The following is a 16113-nucleotide window of genomic DNA, read 5'->3' on the forward strand; positions in this document are numbered from 1 at the left end:
GAGCGACAACGGATGATCCCCCTGAGGCGATCAGACCGGCAGGGGCGGGTTGAATCGCGATAGGGTTGGCGCCGACCAGTTCGTCAGGAGTACCTCTGGCCGATAGATGGCTTCATCGAGTTCGAACTCCACGGAGCGCTGGCCGGTCGCGGTCGGGCCGAGACCCTCGGGCCAATTCACCTTGGCTCGCCCGGTCAGTTGGAGCGTCGTCCCGGTCGCCCAGTCGACGAAAAGCAGCGCAGCGTGCGGGTTCTCGGTGATGTTGCCCAGTGTCATCAGCATGTTGTTGCCGACGTAGTCGGGCCAGCGCAACCGTGTCCGCGACATCAGGTCGACGAATCCTGGGTTGCCGCCGCGATGCGAGACATCAGGGTCACCGGTTTCGGAAGCCGAGGCCACGAAGAAGGTGTCGGCGTGGGCGACCAACTCGCTCATCTCGTCGGTCAGTGCGGCGACCCGCTTACCGTCGGCCGGCCCTGCCTCTCGACCCCTCGCTTCGGCCAGACTGACCACGTGGCGCTTCTGAATGTACTTCGGGCAGTTGGGAAAGCTTTGCTCGATGGCGAGCCGGAGCCCGCCCGGCAGCGGCGTCGCTTCGCCGTTGATCCGCAGTCTGATGCGCGTTTCGAGATCGATGGCCAGCAGACCCAGCTTGCCCTGGCGCCGGGTCATCGGCTCGACCGGATCGTCGGCCGCGAGCTGAGCCAGCACCTGCACCGATTCATCGTCGGGGGCACTGATGAACCCGCGTGGCCCGACGAACAGCGACGCCCATAGCCTACCGTCGTCGCCCTGAGCCCCGACCGCCAGTAGATTCTGGTACGACAGGAAGTTGTCGGCGCCGTCAGGCAGTAGCGGTTGCACCAACTGGGAGATGGCCGAGGCCCTCTTGGTGAGGCCAGCTCTGGCCTGAGCCTCCAATTCCCCCCAATGATAAACAGAAGAGTTCGACATGGTGATTCTCCCTGTGCCGCCCGGCAGATGCCCGGGGCGGAGCCGTTCCGGCCCGGGTCGCGAAGATTGAGAACGTAAGGACTCGGTAGTCGTGCTCCGTGAGCTCTCGCTGGCTCGTCACTCCCGGCGTGCCCGGCGCCCTGTGTTGCTGATGGCCTCGATGCCGGCGTCTACCACCGAATCCTTCGCGCCGACCGCGATTGAGCACCCGCCGGAGGCCGTGATCGCGATCTTGTCGCGGTTGACCACAGCGGTCTTCCGCTCGGGCATCGCAATCTCCCTCCGGTCGATGCACCGACAATATTACCGAACGTTTGGTAATAGCCGAAGAGGCGGTGTGCGGCTTCACATGCTGGTGACCGGGTCCGCCGCCTCGGTGTCTCCGCCCAGGCGGACAGCAGCGATTGTCGAGCTTCACCCGAGCGTGACACCGCGCAAGTCAGGAAGCGGAAGAGACTGTGCTTTACAGCAGACCGAGGTCGAAGACTTCGAAGGAAGCGGCGTAGCGGACACCCAGACGGGCGCCGATCTGGCGCGAGACACTCTCGAGGAATCCCTCTGCGTCAAAGGGGCCGGAGGCCAGGCTTCTCAGGTAGGAGGCGTGGGCCTTCAAGGAATGTACGCCCAGATCGAAGGTGTCGGTGGTATCCACGGCGTGGCTCGGACAGGGTGAGCCGGCGGCCCAGACCGCGCGGGTGGCCCACTTGTCGAGGCCGTCCTGCTCGATCTGGTCTCGGAAAACCCAGCGGTTGGCGGCGTCGCGCGCCGCGTCCAGGACGGCGCGGCCGGTGACGATGTGGTCGGCCATGTTCAGGGCGTGGCCGGCCTCGTCCCAGCTGTCTCGGAAGTTGTTGGTGATGATGACGTCCGGACGGTCAGCGCGGATCACGCGGGCCAGCTCGCGGCGAAGAGGGACGCCGTAGTCGAGGACGCCGTCGGGCAGGCCCAGAAAGTGGATCTGTTCGACGCCGACGATGGCGGCCGCGTCGCGCTGCTCCTGCTCGCGGGCGATGGCGGCGTCGCTCGGATCGAGGTCGTCGATGCCGGCCTCGCCACTGGTGAGCAAAACGTAGGCGACGTGCTTGCCCTGCTTGATCCAGCGGGCAATGGCGGCGGCAGTGCCGAACTCCAGGTCGTCGGGGTGGGCAACAATGGCGAGACCGCGTTGCCAGGACTCATCGACGGGTTGAAGAGCCATGGGACCGGCCATCCTTCCATCCTTGCACCGGAACGTCACAGTGGGATGCAGCCGGCTGCGGTGGCGGTTCGCCGACGACGACGCTTCGCTTCCGTGGAGTCGCCATAGATCAGCTGTACCGCCATCGCCGGCTCGTTATCGCAGGTGACGTGAACAGCGACGTATCCCATTTCAGAGACCTCCAGACACGCCGGCAGGGCAGGTTTCTTCGAGAACCTGCGCTGACCAGGCGTGCGGTCGCCCGGCTGGCTCAGGCCACGCCCGCCGGGCGACCGCACACACTTCGGCTTCACGGGAGGGGTGTTCTGTTCGTACCGCATCGTGATCGGGATGAACCAGTCCCCCACGTGACCAGGTCGCCTGAGTTCGTTCGGCGATCGGATGGTCAATGCCCACCGGAGGTCAGCGAACCGGCATTGTCCCGTGGTTTCGCCGGGCCTGAGGCCGGCTTGCGGCTTAGTTTCGACAACACCATTGCCAGCTAAATCAGTGCACCAGGGTGCTGATCCAGCCACCGTCCACGCTCAGGAGCTGACCGGTGACGAACGAGCTGGCCGGCGATGCGAAAAACAGGACGGCCTGGGCGATGTCCTCGGGTTCACCGAGGCGACCGAGGGCGTACTGCGCGGTTAGCGTGTTCTTCCATTCGGGGTCGGCGAAGATGGGCGCCGACATGTCGGTGTTGGTCACGGCAGGACGGACAGCGTTGACGCGCACGCCCTTCGGGCCCCACTCGGCAGCCATCGCGAGTGTCATTCCGTCGACCGCTGCCTTCGTGGCGCCATACAGGGTCTGGTTGGCGATGGCCCGTTCGCTGCCGATGACCGATGAGAGGTTGACGATGCTGCCGCCTCCTCGCGATGCCATGTGCTCAGCAGCTCGACCGGCCAGGATCAGCGGGGAGCGGGCGTTCAGCCGCCAAAGGTCGTCCGCCTCGGCCTCGGTGAGTTTTTGGCTTTGGGTGAAGTTGAGAGCGCCCACGTTGTTCACCAGGATGTCCAACTGACCCAGGCGGGCGAGGGTGGCGTCGAAGAGTCGCTCTGTTTCGCCGTCCCGTGACAGGTCGGAGGGGATGATCACGGCGCCGTCCTGGAGGCTGTCGGCGACCGTGCGCAGTGACTCCTCCGATCGGCCGGTTAGCGCGAGCCGGGCGCCGGCCGTGGCGAACAGTTTGGCGATGCTCGCGCCGACGCCGCGCCCACCACCGGTGATGAGAGCGGTGCGGCCGGCCAGCGGGTGAATGGGCAGTCCTTCGTTCACTTCTTCGGCTCCTCGATGAGGTTATTCGCGGGTGGGCGGCGGTAGGCGCCGTACCACCAGATGTGCCCGAGTTCGCGGGCGAACGCGGCGTCGCCGTCGCCGTTGTCGACTTCGATGTGCCTGGCGATGGCTTGTCCCCCGCCCCACACGATCACCCGGCTCGCCGCGGCGGCGTCCAGATCGGCCGGGGTCTTTCCCGACTGCTGCTGTTCGACAAGTGTGCGGAGCACGGCCTGGTCGAAGCCCTCCAGATCGGCGGTGTAGAAGCCGCGAACCGTCTGGTCGTAGCTCGCGACCTCGCGCAGCGCGGCCAGCACCAAGCCTTTTCGGCGGTGCAGGGCGATGACGTCGGCGAAGAACCGGGTGTACCGGTCGGCGCCATCCTCGCCTGCTGCGGGGTTCCATCCCTGGGCCATCTCGAGCAGCCGCTGCCGCAAATCGGCGGTCAACCGCACTATCAGGTCGGTCTTGTCCGAGAAGTGCGCGTAGAAGGTCGCCCGGGAGACGCCCGCCTCGGCCAGGATCTGCTGCACCGAGATCTCGGTGTAGCGCTCGCCCCGCTCGATCAGGCGTTCCGTCGCGGCCAGGATGCGGCTCTCGACCGCCGGCGTCCCGGGGTCCGCCTTAGCTCGCCGAGTGAACGAGGCCATCGATTTCCACCAGGACGTCAGCGAACTCGGCGGGATTCGACCAGAATGGCGCGTGGTTGCCGGGCACCCGGAACACCCGGTCGGCACGGGCGGCCATCTGCTCGGCGATCGTTCCGGTCAGGGAGATGTCATCGGACGGGATGACATAGCTGTTGGCCACCTCGCGCCAGCCGACGCGAGTCACCGACTCGTAGTCAGCGCGGGCGCTCTGGGGAACCAGCCGCGCGATCGCCCCGGCCGTCTCGGGGTTGGTCGGGTCGCCGTCGTAGAAGGCGAGGGGCAGGTTCAGGTCCGGGTTCGCTGCGGGGCGCAGACCACCCAGCGAGTCCGGCGTCGGAACTCCGTGCACGCCGAACATGCTCTCCCCGCTGTCGACCATGTAGGCGGCAACATAGACGGCGTGGGCGACCCCGGACCCCGCGGTGATCGCCTCGGTGACGGGCACCCCCGCGTAGGAGTGGGCCACCACGACGACCGGACCGGTGATCTCGGCGATAGCCTCCCGGACGACCTGGGCATCGTCGTACATGCTCGGGTACGGCTCACCGGACGACGCGTCCGTCACCGCGGTCGGCAGGGTCACCGTGCGGGTCGCAAGACCGCGGTCCGCCATCGCTTTCTGCAAAGGACCCCAAACCCACTCGCCGTGGTGGCCACCGTGTACGAGCAGGAAAGTCGCATCACTCATGAAGCTGCTCCGAAGCTGAGGAGGGACAAGTACGACCCGAGTGTACGACGCAACTATACATCGTGTTTAGACGCGATGTTCCGGTGTAACTTCGATCACAGCTCCAGAGGTCACCCCACATCGAAACATGTGGCAAGCGCCGGACAACATCAGGTCCGCGCAGACGGTGCCGTAGCCATCGGGAGCAACTCGGCGAGAATCGATCAGAATCGCGTTGCCTAGGAGCTTCGAACAAAATATGGCCACCTCCGCAGGTGCTTGATGAAACGTTCGCTCAGCCCGTTGGCGAGAAGGTACTCCTCCGTCACCGGCGTCTTCGGACTTTCGTACCGCGGGTGCTGCTTCACTTGAAGAGGAAAATCCCGCCGAAGGATGCCAGCCCTGCCGATCAGCACGAAGTCGCATCCCTCATCCAAAAGTTGCCCGACACGTTGAGCGCTCATTATCTTTCCCGCCGTGCCCACACGCACACCTCGGCGGGGAAGGCTGGTGAAGACACTGAGCATGGTCTGGCCCCGAAACGTGCCCTCCTGAACAATCTGAGCGGAATCCCACAGTGCCAGGTCGAGATAGTCGATCAGTTCTCGGTCAAGGATGTTCGCTGCAATTTCCCGCAGTTCCTCCAGGCGAAGCCCGTAGCGCTCGACGGACATGCGCAGACCGATCTGGAAGTCGGGGCCGCAAACCCGTCGAATTCCTTCGATCACCTCGACGGTAAGGCGGGCTCGGTTCTCGGTGCTACCGCCATATTTGTCTCTGCGATCGTTCAACAGCGGGGACATGAATTCCGACAGGATCCACCCGAATGCGCCGTGGACTGACACTCCGTTGAATCCGGCCAGTTCCGCCCTCCTCGCGGCAGCGATGAAACTGTCCCGGATCCGCTCCACCTGTTCCGTGGTCAGAGCTCTGACACCCGGCACCGTCAAGCTGGAAGCGGGGGCTGGAATTCCGCCCAAGCCAGGATCAGCGCGATGCCCGGCGTGGTGCAACTGCACAGCGGAAAGCGCTCCCCCCTCGCGGATCGAGGTGGCCATCTGGGTCAGTCCGGCCACGTGGGCATCACTTTGAATACCTAGCTGCCGCTCGTACGCGATGCCACCGGCCTCGACGTAAGTGGCACCAGTCTGGATCAAGGCGTAACCGCCCCACGCGAGCTGCCGAATCCAATCTTGGTCGAAGGTGGACGCTGAACCGTCATGCCCGCTTTGTTGATTGACGAGCGGTGCCATCATGAATCGGTTGCGCATCGGCGGGCCATGCAGGAGGGTAAGCGGTTCAAACATTTCTGCGACAGACATGAGGCCTCCCGATAGGAGTGATGACGCGGTTGGTTTCTTTTCGCCGACGAGCTCTGCAAGAACGAGCGCTGATTGCGGCGGCTCGACTATCGTCCAACCTTCACATTGGTGTCATGGCAAGTGGGCACGGACGGTGTCCCTCGTCTCGCCCGACGACCCGTTCGCGAAGCTGCTCGGCGTCGCGTTGTTCGGCGCCGCCACGACCTGGGTGCTCATCTTCGCGACCCACGCGGCTCTCCGCCGCTGGCCCGCCGACGAGGCACGCCGTCGCCGCTGTCGCTGCCCGGCGGTTGGCACACCAGTGCCGCGGCGGCGGCGGCGGACGGCGGCGGCGGACGGCGCACACACCCTCAACCGTGATCTGAACCGGCATCGCCCTCTCCAGTCAGCAGCCGAGCCGCTTACTGGAGAGGGCGATGTCATCGATCCAGAGGCCGGACTCGCTCGGCGTCGTGTGTCTGCACGGTTATACCGGCCAGGGCGTCCGGCACGACCCGATTGGTCAGCCGAGCTTGCGGGTCAGGAAGTCGTGGATGAGCGGGAAGACCTCGTCGGCGCGGTCCTCGAGCAGGAAGTGCCCGCTGTCGAAGAGGTGAAATTCGACGTCCTTCAGGTCTCGCTTGTAGGGGTGCGCGCCCTCGGCAGGGAAGATCACGTCATTCGCGCCCCACACGATGAGGGTCGGTGGCTGCGTGGTGCGCAGCCACTCCTGCACCCGCGGGTAGAGCGCCGGGTTCGTGCCGTAGTCGAGGAAGTAGTCGAGCTGGATCTCGTCGTTGCCGGGTCGGTCGAGCAGGGCCTGGTCGGTGGTCCAGTTGTCGGGTGAGATGTGGGAGGGGTGGGCCATCCCGTCGGTGTACTGGAACTTCGTGGTGTCCAGGGTGAGCAGGCCGCGGAGGGCATCACGGTTTTCCTGGCTGTTGTCGGCCCAGTAGCGCTTGATCGGCGCCCAGAAGTCGTTGTCCAGGCCCTCGTCGTAGGCGTTGCCGTTCTGCACGATGAGCGCCGTGATCGCGTCGGGGTTCGCGAGGGCGAGCCGCCAGGCGGTTGGCGCGCCGTAGTCGAAGACGTTGACGGCGTACTTGGTCACTCCGAGCTTCGTCAGCAGCTTCTGCACGTACGTCGCCCCATTGTCGAAGGTGTAGGAGAACTCGGCGCGATCGGCTGCGGCGCTGTGTCCGTAGCCGGGCAGGTCGGGCGCGATGACGCGGAACCGATCCGCGAGGAACGGGATCAGGTTGCGGAACATGTGGGAGGAGGTCGGGAAGCCGTGCAGGAGCAGGACGACCGGGCCATCGGCCGGGCCGGCCTCTCGGTAGAACATCTGGAACCCGTCGAGGTCCTCGGTCTTGTACTGCACGACGGGGACGAACGGTGTGGTGGTCATGGTGGTGCTCCCTTCGGTGAACGTCGGACGAGCCAACCATACATACCTCTAGGTATGCCGACAACCCTACCTCCAGGTATGGAGCTTGCTAGTCTTGTGTCATGGACAACAGGCGGCTGATCATCGACTCGGCCAAGAGGCTCTTCTGGCGCCACGGATACTCGACGACGAGCCCGAAGCAGGTGATGGCCGACTCTGGTGTCGGGCAGGGCAGCTTCTATCACCACTTCCCGACGAAGCCCGACCTCGGCCAGGAGGTGGTTCGGGAGAACGGGCGGGATCTCCTCGCCTCCGTGCGCGCCGCGATGGAAGGGTTGCCGACGGGCCGGGAGCGCCTTGCCGCGTTCCTCGCGTCGGCCGGCGACGCGCTCGGCGGATGCCAGATCGGTGGCTTCGCGTACGACGCGGGGATTCTTGCCGAAGCCGGGTTACGGGAGGTGCTCGGTGCCGCGTTCACCGAGTTGGCCGACCTTCTTGAGAACGTCGTTCGAGAAGCTCAGGGCGACGGCTCACTATCGCCGAAGCTGGACCCGGCGAAGACCGCTGCCACTCTCCTGGCCGTCGTCGAGGGCGCGTTTGTCATCGCGCGAGCCACCGGACGGCAGTCCTCCGCCGACAATGCGACCACGGGCGCTCTCGCGCTGCTGGACGGGAACGACGTCAGGTCGTGACTCCCCATCGACCTGCCGCGAGATCGGGCCGGGACGTTCGAGCCTCAGATGGTCCGCAAGCCGCAGCGCCGGTCCTCGGGGGTCGACGAGGTGGAGTTGTCGTCGCATGCGCCGGATCACCGACACGGTGATCAAGGAGATCAACAACTGGTCACGCCTGCCCCTGTCGAACTATGGGCCGGCGCCGGTGGCGAAGGCGCGTTCGGCAGGTGCGCACGCTCGGCGAGGTCCGACACCTCCTGGCGCATCGGTGCTGTAGGTATTCGCCGCCTGCTGGGGACGCGGCCACGAGTGCGGCTGCCGCGACGACGTGGCTGAGCTACCTCTGGGCGACGGCGTCCAGGTACGCGTCGATGGCCTGCAAGTTCTTCGTCAGGCACTCGAGTCGCTCCGCCATCCGGTCGCGCTCCTGCTGAACCCGGCTGACGAAGTCCGGGGCGGGATACTCGCGGGTCGCCGCTTCGGCCAGGCAGGGCAGCACTTCCCTGATGATCTCTGTCGTCAGGCCTGCGTTGAGCAGACTACGAATCTGCTCGACCCTCTCCACCAGGGCCTCGTCGTAGTCGCGATACCCGTTCTCCTCGCGCCTGGGACTGAGCAGGCCTTGCTCCTCGTAGTAACGCAGGAGTCGAGGCGACACGCCCGCCCGCTCGGACAACTCTTTGATCCTCAACGAGACCGCCCTCACAGCACCCTTGCCATCACATTGATGTGAAGGTTACAGCATGGTCGAGCCGCCGCAGCAGTGGTGGCTTGAGACCTGCAACTAGATGAGGAATGACCCGTGTCCACCACACATCTGGACGTTCCGCAGACGCCGCGTACGGAACGTCTGCCGTTCCCGTCCCTGATCGCGCTCTTCACCGCCGGATTGATCACCACCCTGACCGAGGCGCTGCCGGCCGGTGTGCTGCCGCAGATGAGTCAGGCGCTCGGAGTCTCGGAGTCCGTAGCCGGTCAGACTGTCACGATCTACGCAGTGGGAACGCTGCTGACGGCGATCCCCGTCGCGCTGGCCACCGCGACGTGGCCACGACGTCACCTGCTCCTGGCAGCACTGGTGGGCTTCGTGATCGCCAACCTCGTCACCGCCGTCTCCCTCAACTTCTCCGTCACGATGGTTGCCCGATTCGTCGCTGGCGCCGCCTCCGGGGTCGTCTGGAGCCTGCTTGGTGGGTACGCGGCGCGTCTGGTCGGCCCCCCACTCAAGGGCCGGGCGATGGCGTTCGCCTTCGCCGGCACCCCGGTAGCCCTGTCTCTCGGCGTGCCAGTCGGCGCGTATCTCGGCAAGGCGGTCGGGTGGCAGCTCACCTTCGGCCTCGCCTCGGCGCTGACCGCCCTACTGATCATCTGGACCGCGTGGAAGTTGCCCAACTTCGCCGGACAGAAGGCCGAGGACCGGATTCCACTGCGCACCATCCTGAAACTGCAGGGCATCCGTACGGTCCTCGTGGTGACCGGAGCGTTCGTGCTCGCGCACACCATCCTGTACACGTACATCGCGCCCATCCTCGCCGACGCCGGTCTGCAGGATCATGTCCAGTGGATCCTTCTCGACTTCGGCATCGCCTCGATCGTCAGCATCTGGCTCACAGGCCTATTCATCGACCGGCACCACCGTCGACTCGTCGTACTCGGCACGGGGTTGTTCGCCGCAGCCGCGGTCGTGCTGACCGTGGCCAGTTCCAGCGCTGTGGCCGACTATGTCACGGTCGCGGCATGGGGACTGTCGTTCGGCGGCGCAGCCACCCTGCTGCAATCGGCGTTGATGAGGGCGGCAGGAGAGCACGCAGACGTGGCCCAGTCGTCGATGGTGACGACCTGGAACCTGGGAATCGGCCTCGGCGGACTCGTTGGCGGCGCGCTTCTCGCCGGCTTCGGGTCGCGCTCGCTCATCATCGCAGCGGTCGTACTCATGGTGCCGACCGTGCTCGTGGTGATCCTCGCCCGGCGGCACGCCTTCCCGACCCGGCGCCCGGACTAGCAACTCAAAATTGTCGGTAAGAATTGAGTGGGAAGGTGGCACACATGGAATCTGGAAGAGCGGGCTCGGCCAGGCCCGCTGACATCAACTTCTACTTCGATCCGGTCTGCCCATTCGCGTGGATGACAAGCAAGTGGATCAGGATCGTGCAGGCACAACGCGACTACACCGTCGACTGGCGGTTCATCTCGCTGCGCCTCATCAACTCGCACATCGACTACGACAGCCACTTCCCGCCAGAGTACGAAGCCCAGCACACCGCGGGGCTGCGGCTGCTGCGGATGGCCTCCGCGGTGCGTGAAAAGCACGGTCGCGAGGCAGTCGGCCCCCTGTACCAGGCGTACGGCGCCCGCATCCTGGAGGTGGGCCCCGACGACGGCCGGAAGGCGGGCTGGCAGGGTGCTCCCGACCTCGCCACCGTCGCGCTCGCCGAGGCCGGCCTGCCGACCTCGCTTGTCGAGTTCCTCGACGACACGTCCCGTGACGCGGAGATCCAGGCCGAGTCGGACGAGGCGCTGTCACTGACGGGTAAGGACGTCGGCACGCCGATCGTGCACTTCCAACCGCCGGACGGCGCGGCGTTCTTCGGGCCGGTGATCAGCCGGCTGCCCGACGAGAAGCAAGCCGCACAGCTGTGGGACCACGTCGTCGGCCTCGCCCAGTTCCCCGGCTTCGCCGAACTCAAGCGCAGCCTGCGCGAGCAGCCACAACTGCCGTCGTTCGGAGTCACCGGACAGGAGACGGGCAAGGTCGAGGACTGGCACGCCGGAAGCCGGCGTCTCAAGAGGTAGACACCCGGTCGTTCTTCCTACTGGTAGCCGGCGGTACCGCACTAGTGGGCAGCGGTCCGGGATTGTCAGCGACAGCCCTTGTTCCTTGGCTGCCCTGACCGAGTCGGCGGCAGCTTTGCCTCCGCCGACGCTTGTGTCACTTCTTACACCCGATCGGGTCGCTCCGTGCCGCGGGTCATGACGGCACCCACGCCGCTAGGCACAACGCCCGGAGTGTCAGGCCGAAGACACCGGTAGACCCACAGGCCCGGCCGGTGGGGGTCGCCGGCCTCCGCAGGCCGTGACCTTACAACACACAGTGAATGTCTTTCCGCCAACTATGCCTTGGTGGTGGAAGACGAAAGAAAGGTGGAATCTCGTGGTGTCGTACGGCCACTTGCAGCCCGTGCGTGTTCAGTTCGATGACCTGGACCCGATGGGCATCGTGCATCACGCCAACTATCCCAGATTGCTGGAGCATGCTATCGCGGCATACGTCGCGCCGATGGGATTGGCATTCGGTGGGCCGAAGCCGGACCTTTATCACGTCATTCGTGAATTCAGTATCAGATATGACGCTCCCATCCGAGGTTACGGCGATGTCGAGGTGCATTTCTGGACGGAACGACTCGGTTCGAAATCGGCTGACATGGGCTTCCGGTTCGTGTCGATGGATGGCAAGGTCGTTCATGCCGAGGGGGTGCGGAAGCACGTGCATATCGATCCACGCACGATGAAGCCGGCCGAGTGGAGTGATCTTGCTCGTAGCATCCACGACGACCTGGCGCGGCCGGCGGGGACTGACTGATTCGGGTCGTGGACATCGTCGACGTGAAAGGCGTCTGCCCGGCACGACACGTGCCGGGCAGACTCGCCCGCCAGCAGGGGCGAAGGCAAGAATCACAGTGCCTGGAGTTTGCGGACGTCGTCGTCTGCGCACTGGTGACCGCTGAGGTGGAACGCACGTCAGCAGCGAGAATTCACTGTCCGTGCGGGAGGACAAGGTCCATCGGACCGCGCGTCACTCCTGGTCGGGCTCACCGGTGAACAGCCGGTCCGGCGGTATCTTTTCTCGATGATGCTCGAATGGGGCGCAGAACGCCTGCATTTCACCGTTGAGGGCGCCGGACCGGCACTTCTGTTCCTGCACGGACTTGGGGGACCGCCGGAAATTGGTTGCATCAACGTCGGTACTTCGCAGCGACCCACCGCGTGATTGCGCTGGATCTCCCGGGCCACGGCCGGTCGACCGGGATCGAGGTGCCGTTCGGGGACTATGCCCTTGCTATCGAGGCGGTGGTTAAGCACTGCGCGGTGGAGCAGGTGTCGATCGTCGGTCTGGCCGCCGGCGCGCGGGCCGGGTTGGCGTTCGCGGCGAGCCGACCGGCCCAGGTTCCAGCCCTGGTGATCGTCAACGCCTTCCTACGATTGACTCCGGAAGATCACCGCCGCAACGTCGAGCTGTACGACCTTCTCCTTCAGCCGAACGGCGTCACGGCGTGGGGAGAGGCACTGCTGTCGAAGATGGGGATGACCGCGCATCCCGGAATCAATCGAAGCTTCATGCGGTCACTGTCGGGCGTCGACGCCTCCCACCTGCGGCGAATCTTCAGCGAGACCCTCGACAGCGACCAGGAAGGTCAGCTGGCCAATGTTCCGGCTGAGGTGCTGCTCATCAGGGGTGAACGAGACGACCTCATCCCGGCGTACACCATCGAGGACATGTCGGCTCTACATCCCGGGACGCGGATAGCTCGGTTCCCCGAACTGGGCCATCTGCCCTACCTGGAAGACCCGGCGGCCTTCAACGCCGCGGTGGCGGCGTTCCTCCGGCCAGCACAGTCACCTGCCGAGACCTCGGCGAACTGAGCCTGTGCCGAACAGTCACGCCTCCGCCGAGGCGTCCCGCACACGGCGCGTCCGGCCTCTGACCGAGACCGAACGCGTTGTTGGCCTGGCGGGCGCGTACCCGGAGGGTGGGGTGAATTTACCGGCGGTGACGTTGCAGTCCCACCCGGCAGTGCAACAAGCAAACCGGCCTGATCGTTGCCTATCGTCGCGGCCGATTCAATGACCTTGATCTTCATGGCGGTGGGTCAGTGGTGTCGGTTGCGCCGGGCGTCGGTCAGCGTGATGCCGAACAAGACGCCCATCGTGACGACCAGAACGACGATCGGGGCCTGCGCGCTCAGCACCGGCGTCAGGCCGAGCAGCAGCACCAGCCAACCCACCCGCGACCGCGGGAGCTGACCGAGGAGTACGTACTCGGAGCTCATTCGCCCGAGCACGAACAGGACCGGGCCACCGACGATGAGGGCGACCCAACTCGTCGGGGTGGTGGGCCCGAGGGGTTCGTGCAGGACGAGATCCACCCCGGCCGACGTGGCGATCACGCCAGTCACCACACCCGCATAGACGTACGGCGCGAGGCGCACCGCCTGACGCGGACGCCAGTGCGCCGACCGGTCGACGAGCGTGTTGCTCTGGAGCACATAAATCTGCCAGAAGAGCAGCGCGATGGCGATCGCGATGAGGAAGACGGCAGCCCGGGCGGGCGTGTAGGTCGCGCTGGCGAATGTCAGCGTGGCCATCAGCGTCAGTTCGCCCAAGGCCAGGATGGCGATCTGCTGGTAGCGCTCGCCGAAATGGACGCTCAACTGGTTGAACTGGTCCAGCGGCACCCGACCCAGTCCGGGTGTCGGGTGGCGCAGCGCGGTGGCCACGTAGTCGACGGCGAGCGCGCCGGCCCACAGCCCGGTACGCCAGGCCGGATCGACGAAACCGCCCGCGAGCCACAGAACTCCGGAGATGACGAACCAGAACAGGAACCGTTCCTCGCGGGCGTGCGCGCGGCGTGGACGCAGTGCGCCGACCAGCAGAGCCCCCCGTACCAGGTGCAGGCCCACGTACGCGCTCGCGAAGAGGAGACCGCGCCCCTCGTACGCACTCGGTACGGCCACCGCCATCAGGGCCACGCCGAACATCGCACTGGCGACCACGCCCTGGATCACCCGTAGCCGGGGATCGTAGAACTCGGTGACGATCGCCGTGACCGACCAGGTCCACCAGACGGCCAGCAGCAGGACAAGACCCTGACCCAGTCCGCTCCAGGTGGAGTGCTCGGCCAACTCCATCGACAACTGCGCGAACGCGGCGACGTAGAAGACGTCGAAGAACAACTCCAGCAACGTCGCCCGGCTCGACGACTTAGGGTCACGTCGTAACCCGACCGGCTCCGCGCTCGTCATCGATGAGCCGTCCCCACTGGGCCTCCCGCGGACGATTCCACGTCGAGGCCGGGCCATCCCCCGAGGTGAGGCTTGCCCGCCCGGCAGCCGGCGACGTGCGGCACACGGCGATCAACGACCGAGGTGCCGGCGAGTTACCCACGACGCCTCGCCCTTGTTTGCGGACTCCGTGTAGCGCCGTGCCCGTCCTCCGCGTCCTGGGCGGGGAATTGCTGCTCGCTCTCGGGGGCGGCCAGTGGGTGTGGCTGACCGGTGAGGGCAGCCAGCGCGGTGGCGACGGCGTGCGGGTCGGCTTTGATGTAGGTGGTGGTGGCGGCTCCGCGGGGGTCGGTGTGTCCGGCGTAGGCGCGGGCCACACCGTAGCCGGAGTGGCGTTCAACCCAGGTCAGGGTGGTGTGGCGCAGCCAGTGCGTGGTGATGCCTTGGACGGCGACCCACGGTAGCTGTCGGCCGATGCGTTTCCAGATCAGGTCGTAGCGCCGGTAGGTGGCGGGTTGGCCGTTGCGGTAGCGCAGGAGGGCATCGGTCGGTGCGACGGCGCCGCGGGCTCGGGCATGATCGTTTAGCCGGCTGGCGAGCATCGGTGTGATGGGCTGCCAGCGTTGCGTGCCGCCCTTCTCGGACAGGCGGATCAGCGCGTGGTTGGTGTCCAGGTCGATCAGGCGCAGCGCGAGAGCGCCGCTGCGTCGGCAGGCCGTTTCGGTATGCAGGCGCAGGATCAGGGCGTCGAGCACGATGTCGTTGCCGCCGCTGCGGGCGGCGGCGTTGATGTCGGACAGTTCGTCGGGGGTGAGAGCGCGGCGGGTGTTGGGCAGCCGGCGGGGTTTGCGGAACCGGTGGGCCGGGCTGTCCGCGATGGTCAGGTAGCCGTCGGCGATGGCGCGGTTGTAGAAGGCGCGGGCGGCGGCGACGAGGTGCTCGCCGGCGTACCGGCCGTGTCGGGAGTTGCGGCGAGGGCGGGCGCCTGCGGTGGCCTGTCGCTGGAGGGCTTCGATGTCGCTGGCCCGCACCGCGTCGATGCGCCGATCGCCGTGGGCGGCGACCATTCGTCGCCAGGAGCTGCCGTAGGTGCGTCGGGTGGCCGGGCTCGCCGCGGCGAGCACAACAGGAAGGTACTCGGCGACTGTCGGCACGGCGGGCCGGTTACTACCGGTGAGGTCGGCGGCGGTGAGGCCGAGGTGCTCGAGCATCGCTCGGGCGGTGGCAACACGATCGGGATCCATGGTCATGAGGGCCCTCCAAGGATGCGGGCGTGCAGGTCGGCCAGAACCGCCGTGATGGTGTTTGAGGGGTGCACGACAATGCTGTTCTGGCGGGGCAGGGCAGCCAGGAGCACGGGCTCGCCGGTGGCGATGCCGCACAGGTGTCGGGCGGCGGCGGGTAGGGGCAGCTCTTCGCGGATGCCCACGACGTGCGCGCCATCGGCGGCCGGGGTGATCAGGATTGCGCCGGTCACGACGTCGACGTGCAGCGTGAGGCCCGGTGTCCAGCCCAAGGCCCGCAGCAGCGCACGAGCGGTGACCCGGCCGGCGGCGTCGGGTCGGCCCACGTCGAACAGCACGCCATCACTCGTGCAGGCGGAGGGCGCGGGCAAGGTCGGCAGCGGTGCCGGCTCCGGCGATGCGACCGGCAGTGGGGTGGGTATGAGCGCCTCGACGAGCTGCTCGTCGGGCCAACGAGGACGCGGACTGCCGCGACTCACCTAGGCCCCCGCCGACGCAGAGGTAAGCGTGTCAGCGCAGGTGGCGCCGGCTCCCTGGGGTCGGTGCGCACATATGAGTCGTCACGGCTCGCGTCCCCACGCGAGAGGAAGTTGATCTCGCGTGGATCTCCACACGTACTGGTGTCCGAGGGGGGACTTGAACCCCCACGCCCTATACGGGCACTAGCACCTCAAGCTAGCGCGTCTGCCATTCCGCCACCCGGACCTACACATTCAGCCTACCTGGCCGACCATATGATCTTGCAATCCGATGGTCGGTACGGCGGGCCGCACGGGGAG

General features: G+C 66.3%; 18 protein-coding genes and 1 tRNA gene. 6 read left to right on the forward strand and 13 right to left on the reverse strand.

Translation table 11 applies throughout. The features are described from left to right. Positions 1-30 precede the first annotated feature (30 nt). From AB0B14_RS24845 to AB0B14_RS24880, 8 genes are all read right to left on the reverse strand, one after another. A complete protein-coding gene (locus tag AB0B14_RS24845; protein WP_357524465.1) occupies positions 31-954 on the reverse strand; it encodes a pyridoxamine 5'-phosphate oxidase family protein in 924 nt (307 codons plus the stop codon). A gap of 117 nt (positions 955-1071) precedes the next feature. Next, entirely contained in the window at positions 1072-1224 is a 153-nt protein-coding gene (locus AB0B14_RS24850; protein ID WP_196924224.1) for a hypothetical protein, read from the reverse strand. A gap of 193 nt (positions 1225-1417) precedes the next feature. Beyond that, positions 1418-2164, reverse strand: coding sequence for a PIG-L deacetylase family protein (locus tag AB0B14_RS24855; RefSeq protein ID WP_357524468.1), 747 nt, complete (start codon positions 2162-2164; stop codon positions 1418-1420). Positions 2165-2638: 474 nt separating this feature from the next. Further along, on the reverse strand, positions 2639-3412 hold the full coding sequence (locus AB0B14_RS24860; RefSeq protein WP_357074621.1) for an SDR family oxidoreductase: 774 nt from the start codon (positions 3410-3412) through the stop codon (positions 2639-2641). Further along, a complete protein-coding gene (locus AB0B14_RS24865; protein WP_357074618.1) occupies positions 3409-4062 on the reverse strand; it encodes a TetR/AcrR family transcriptional regulator in 654 nt (217 codons plus the stop codon). Before AB0B14_RS24865 ends, AB0B14_RS24860 begins: the two co-directional genes overlap by 4 nt. After that, positions 4037-4750 (reverse strand): alpha/beta hydrolase, encoded by a 714-nt coding sequence (locus tag AB0B14_RS24870; RefSeq protein WP_357074615.1) that lies wholly within the window; start codon positions 4748-4750, stop codon positions 4037-4039. Before AB0B14_RS24870 ends, AB0B14_RS24865 begins: the two co-directional genes overlap by 26 nt. A 218-nt stretch (positions 4751-4968) precedes the next feature. Next, the gene (locus tag AB0B14_RS24875; RefSeq protein WP_196924229.1) at positions 4969-6051 is read right to left on the reverse strand and encodes an NADH:flavin oxidoreductase; all 1083 of its coding nucleotides are present in this window, start codon (positions 6049-6051) and stop codon (positions 4969-4971) included. Between the two features lie 502 nt (positions 6052-6553). Further along, positions 6554-7438 carry an alpha/beta hydrolase gene (locus tag AB0B14_RS24880; protein ID WP_357524471.1) on the reverse strand — a complete coding sequence of 295 codons (885 nt, stop codon included), beginning with the start codon at positions 7436-7438 and terminating at the stop codon, positions 6554-6556. Between the two features lie 101 nt (positions 7439-7539). Between AB0B14_RS24880 and AB0B14_RS24885 the strand changes: the two genes are divergently transcribed. Further along, a complete protein-coding gene (locus tag AB0B14_RS24885; protein ID WP_357524473.1) occupies positions 7540-8109 on the forward strand; it encodes a TetR/AcrR family transcriptional regulator in 570 nt (189 codons plus the stop codon). A gap of 319 nt (positions 8110-8428) precedes the next feature. On the opposite strand, the gene AB0B14_RS24890 is transcribed toward AB0B14_RS24885, so the two are convergent. Further along, a complete protein-coding gene (locus AB0B14_RS24890) occupies positions 8429-8767 on the reverse strand; it encodes a MerR family transcriptional regulator (protein WP_357074600.1) in 339 nt (112 codons plus the stop codon). Between the two features lie 126 nt (positions 8768-8893). Here AB0B14_RS24890 and AB0B14_RS24895 point away from each other — a divergent pair, with 126 nt between their 5' ends. From AB0B14_RS24895 to AB0B14_RS24915, 5 genes are all read left to right on the forward strand, one after another. Next, complete coding sequence (locus tag AB0B14_RS24895) at positions 8894-10093, forward strand: MFS transporter (protein ID WP_357524475.1); 1200 nt, start codon at positions 8894-8896, stop codon at positions 10091-10093. 44 nt (positions 10094-10137) lie between these two features. Beyond that, positions 10138-10884, forward strand: a complete 747-nt coding sequence (locus AB0B14_RS24900) for a hypothetical protein (protein WP_357524477.1) — start codon at positions 10138-10140, stop codon at positions 10882-10884. Between the two features lie 358 nt (positions 10885-11242). Further along, a complete protein-coding gene (locus AB0B14_RS24905) occupies positions 11243-11671 on the forward strand; it encodes a thioesterase family protein (protein WP_357524479.1) in 429 nt (142 codons plus the stop codon). A gap of 267 nt (positions 11672-11938) precedes the next feature. Beyond that, positions 11939-12079 (forward strand): hypothetical protein, encoded by a 141-nt coding sequence (locus AB0B14_RS24910; RefSeq protein ID WP_357524480.1) that lies wholly within the window; start codon positions 11939-11941, stop codon positions 12077-12079. Then, positions 12076-12732 (forward strand): alpha/beta hydrolase, encoded by a 657-nt coding sequence (locus AB0B14_RS24915; protein ID WP_357524482.1) that lies wholly within the window; start codon positions 12076-12078, stop codon positions 12730-12732. Before AB0B14_RS24910 ends, AB0B14_RS24915 begins: the two co-directional genes overlap by 4 nt. A 227-nt stretch (positions 12733-12959) precedes the next feature. Here the strand turns inward: AB0B14_RS24915 and AB0B14_RS24920 are convergent, their stop codons facing one another. From AB0B14_RS24920 to AB0B14_RS24935, 4 genes are all read right to left on the reverse strand, one after another. Next, the gene (locus AB0B14_RS24920) at positions 12960-14111 is read right to left on the reverse strand and encodes a low temperature requirement protein A (RefSeq protein ID WP_357524484.1); all 1152 of its coding nucleotides are present in this window, start codon (positions 14109-14111) and stop codon (positions 12960-12962) included. Between the two features lie 134 nt (positions 14112-14245). Next, positions 14246-15340, reverse strand: coding sequence for a site-specific integrase (locus tag AB0B14_RS24925; RefSeq protein ID WP_357524486.1), 1095 nt, complete (start codon positions 15338-15340; stop codon positions 14246-14248). Beyond that, positions 15337-15672: a hypothetical protein gene (locus AB0B14_RS24930; RefSeq protein WP_357524488.1), complete on the reverse strand. Its 336-nt coding sequence runs from the start codon at positions 15670-15672 to the stop codon at positions 15337-15339. The genes AB0B14_RS24925 and AB0B14_RS24930 overlap by 4 nt, the downstream gene beginning before the upstream one ends. A 280-nt stretch (positions 15673-15952) precedes the next feature. Further along, positions 15953-16039: transfer RNA gene (locus tag AB0B14_RS24935), tRNA-Leu, on the reverse strand. Positions 16040-16113 lie beyond the last annotated feature (74 nt).

Origin of the sequence: Micromonospora sp. NPDC049171 (assembly GCF_040648275.1) — a bacterium.
Classification (GTDB): domain Bacteria; phylum Actinomycetota; class Actinomycetes; order Mycobacteriales; family Micromonosporaceae; genus Micromonospora.

What these genes read in the sequence shown, in the direction of transcription:
- AB0B14_RS24845 (WP_357524465.1), bottom strand. Translation starts at nt 954, where the DNA reads ATGTCGAACTCTTCTGTTTATCATTGGGGGGAATTGGAGGCTCAGGCC.
- AB0B14_RS24850 (WP_196924224.1), bottom strand. Translation starts at nt 1,224, where the DNA reads ATGCCCGAGCGGAAGACCGCTGTGGTCAACCGCGACAAGATCGCGATC.
- AB0B14_RS24855 (WP_357524468.1), bottom strand. Translation starts at nt 2,164, where the DNA reads ATGGCCGGTCCCATGGCTCTTCAACCCGTCGATGAGTCCTGGCAACGC.
- AB0B14_RS24865 (WP_357074618.1), bottom strand. Translation starts at nt 4,062, where the DNA reads ATGGCCTCGTTCACTCGGCGAGCTAAGGCGGACCCCGGGACGCCGGCG.
- AB0B14_RS24870 (WP_357074615.1), bottom strand. Translation starts at nt 4,750, where the DNA reads ATGAGTGATGCGACTTTCCTGCTCGTACACGGTGGCCACCACGGCGAG.
- AB0B14_RS24875 (WP_196924229.1), bottom strand. Translation starts at nt 6,051, where the DNA reads ATGTCTGTCGCAGAAATGTTTGAACCGCTTACCCTCCTGCATGGCCCG.
- AB0B14_RS24880 (WP_357524471.1), bottom strand. Translation starts at nt 7,438, where the DNA reads ATGACCACCACACCGTTCGTCCCCGTCGTGCAGTACAAGACCGAGGAC.
- AB0B14_RS24885 (WP_357524473.1), top strand. Translation starts at nt 7,540, where the DNA reads ATGGACAACAGGCGGCTGATCATCGACTCGGCCAAGAGGCTCTTCTGG.
- AB0B14_RS24900 (WP_357524477.1), top strand. Translation starts at nt 10,138, where the DNA reads ATGGAATCTGGAAGAGCGGGCTCGGCCAGGCCCGCTGACATCAACTTC.
- AB0B14_RS24910 (WP_357524480.1), top strand. Translation starts at nt 11,939, where the DNA reads ATGATGCTCGAATGGGGCGCAGAACGCCTGCATTTCACCGTTGAGGGC.
- AB0B14_RS24920 (WP_357524484.1), bottom strand. Translation starts at nt 14,111, where the DNA reads ATGACGAGCGCGGAGCCGGTCGGGTTACGACGTGACCCTAAGTCGTCG.
- AB0B14_RS24925 (WP_357524486.1), bottom strand. Translation starts at nt 15,340, where the DNA reads ATGACCATGGATCCCGATCGTGTTGCCACCGCCCGAGCGATGCTCGAG.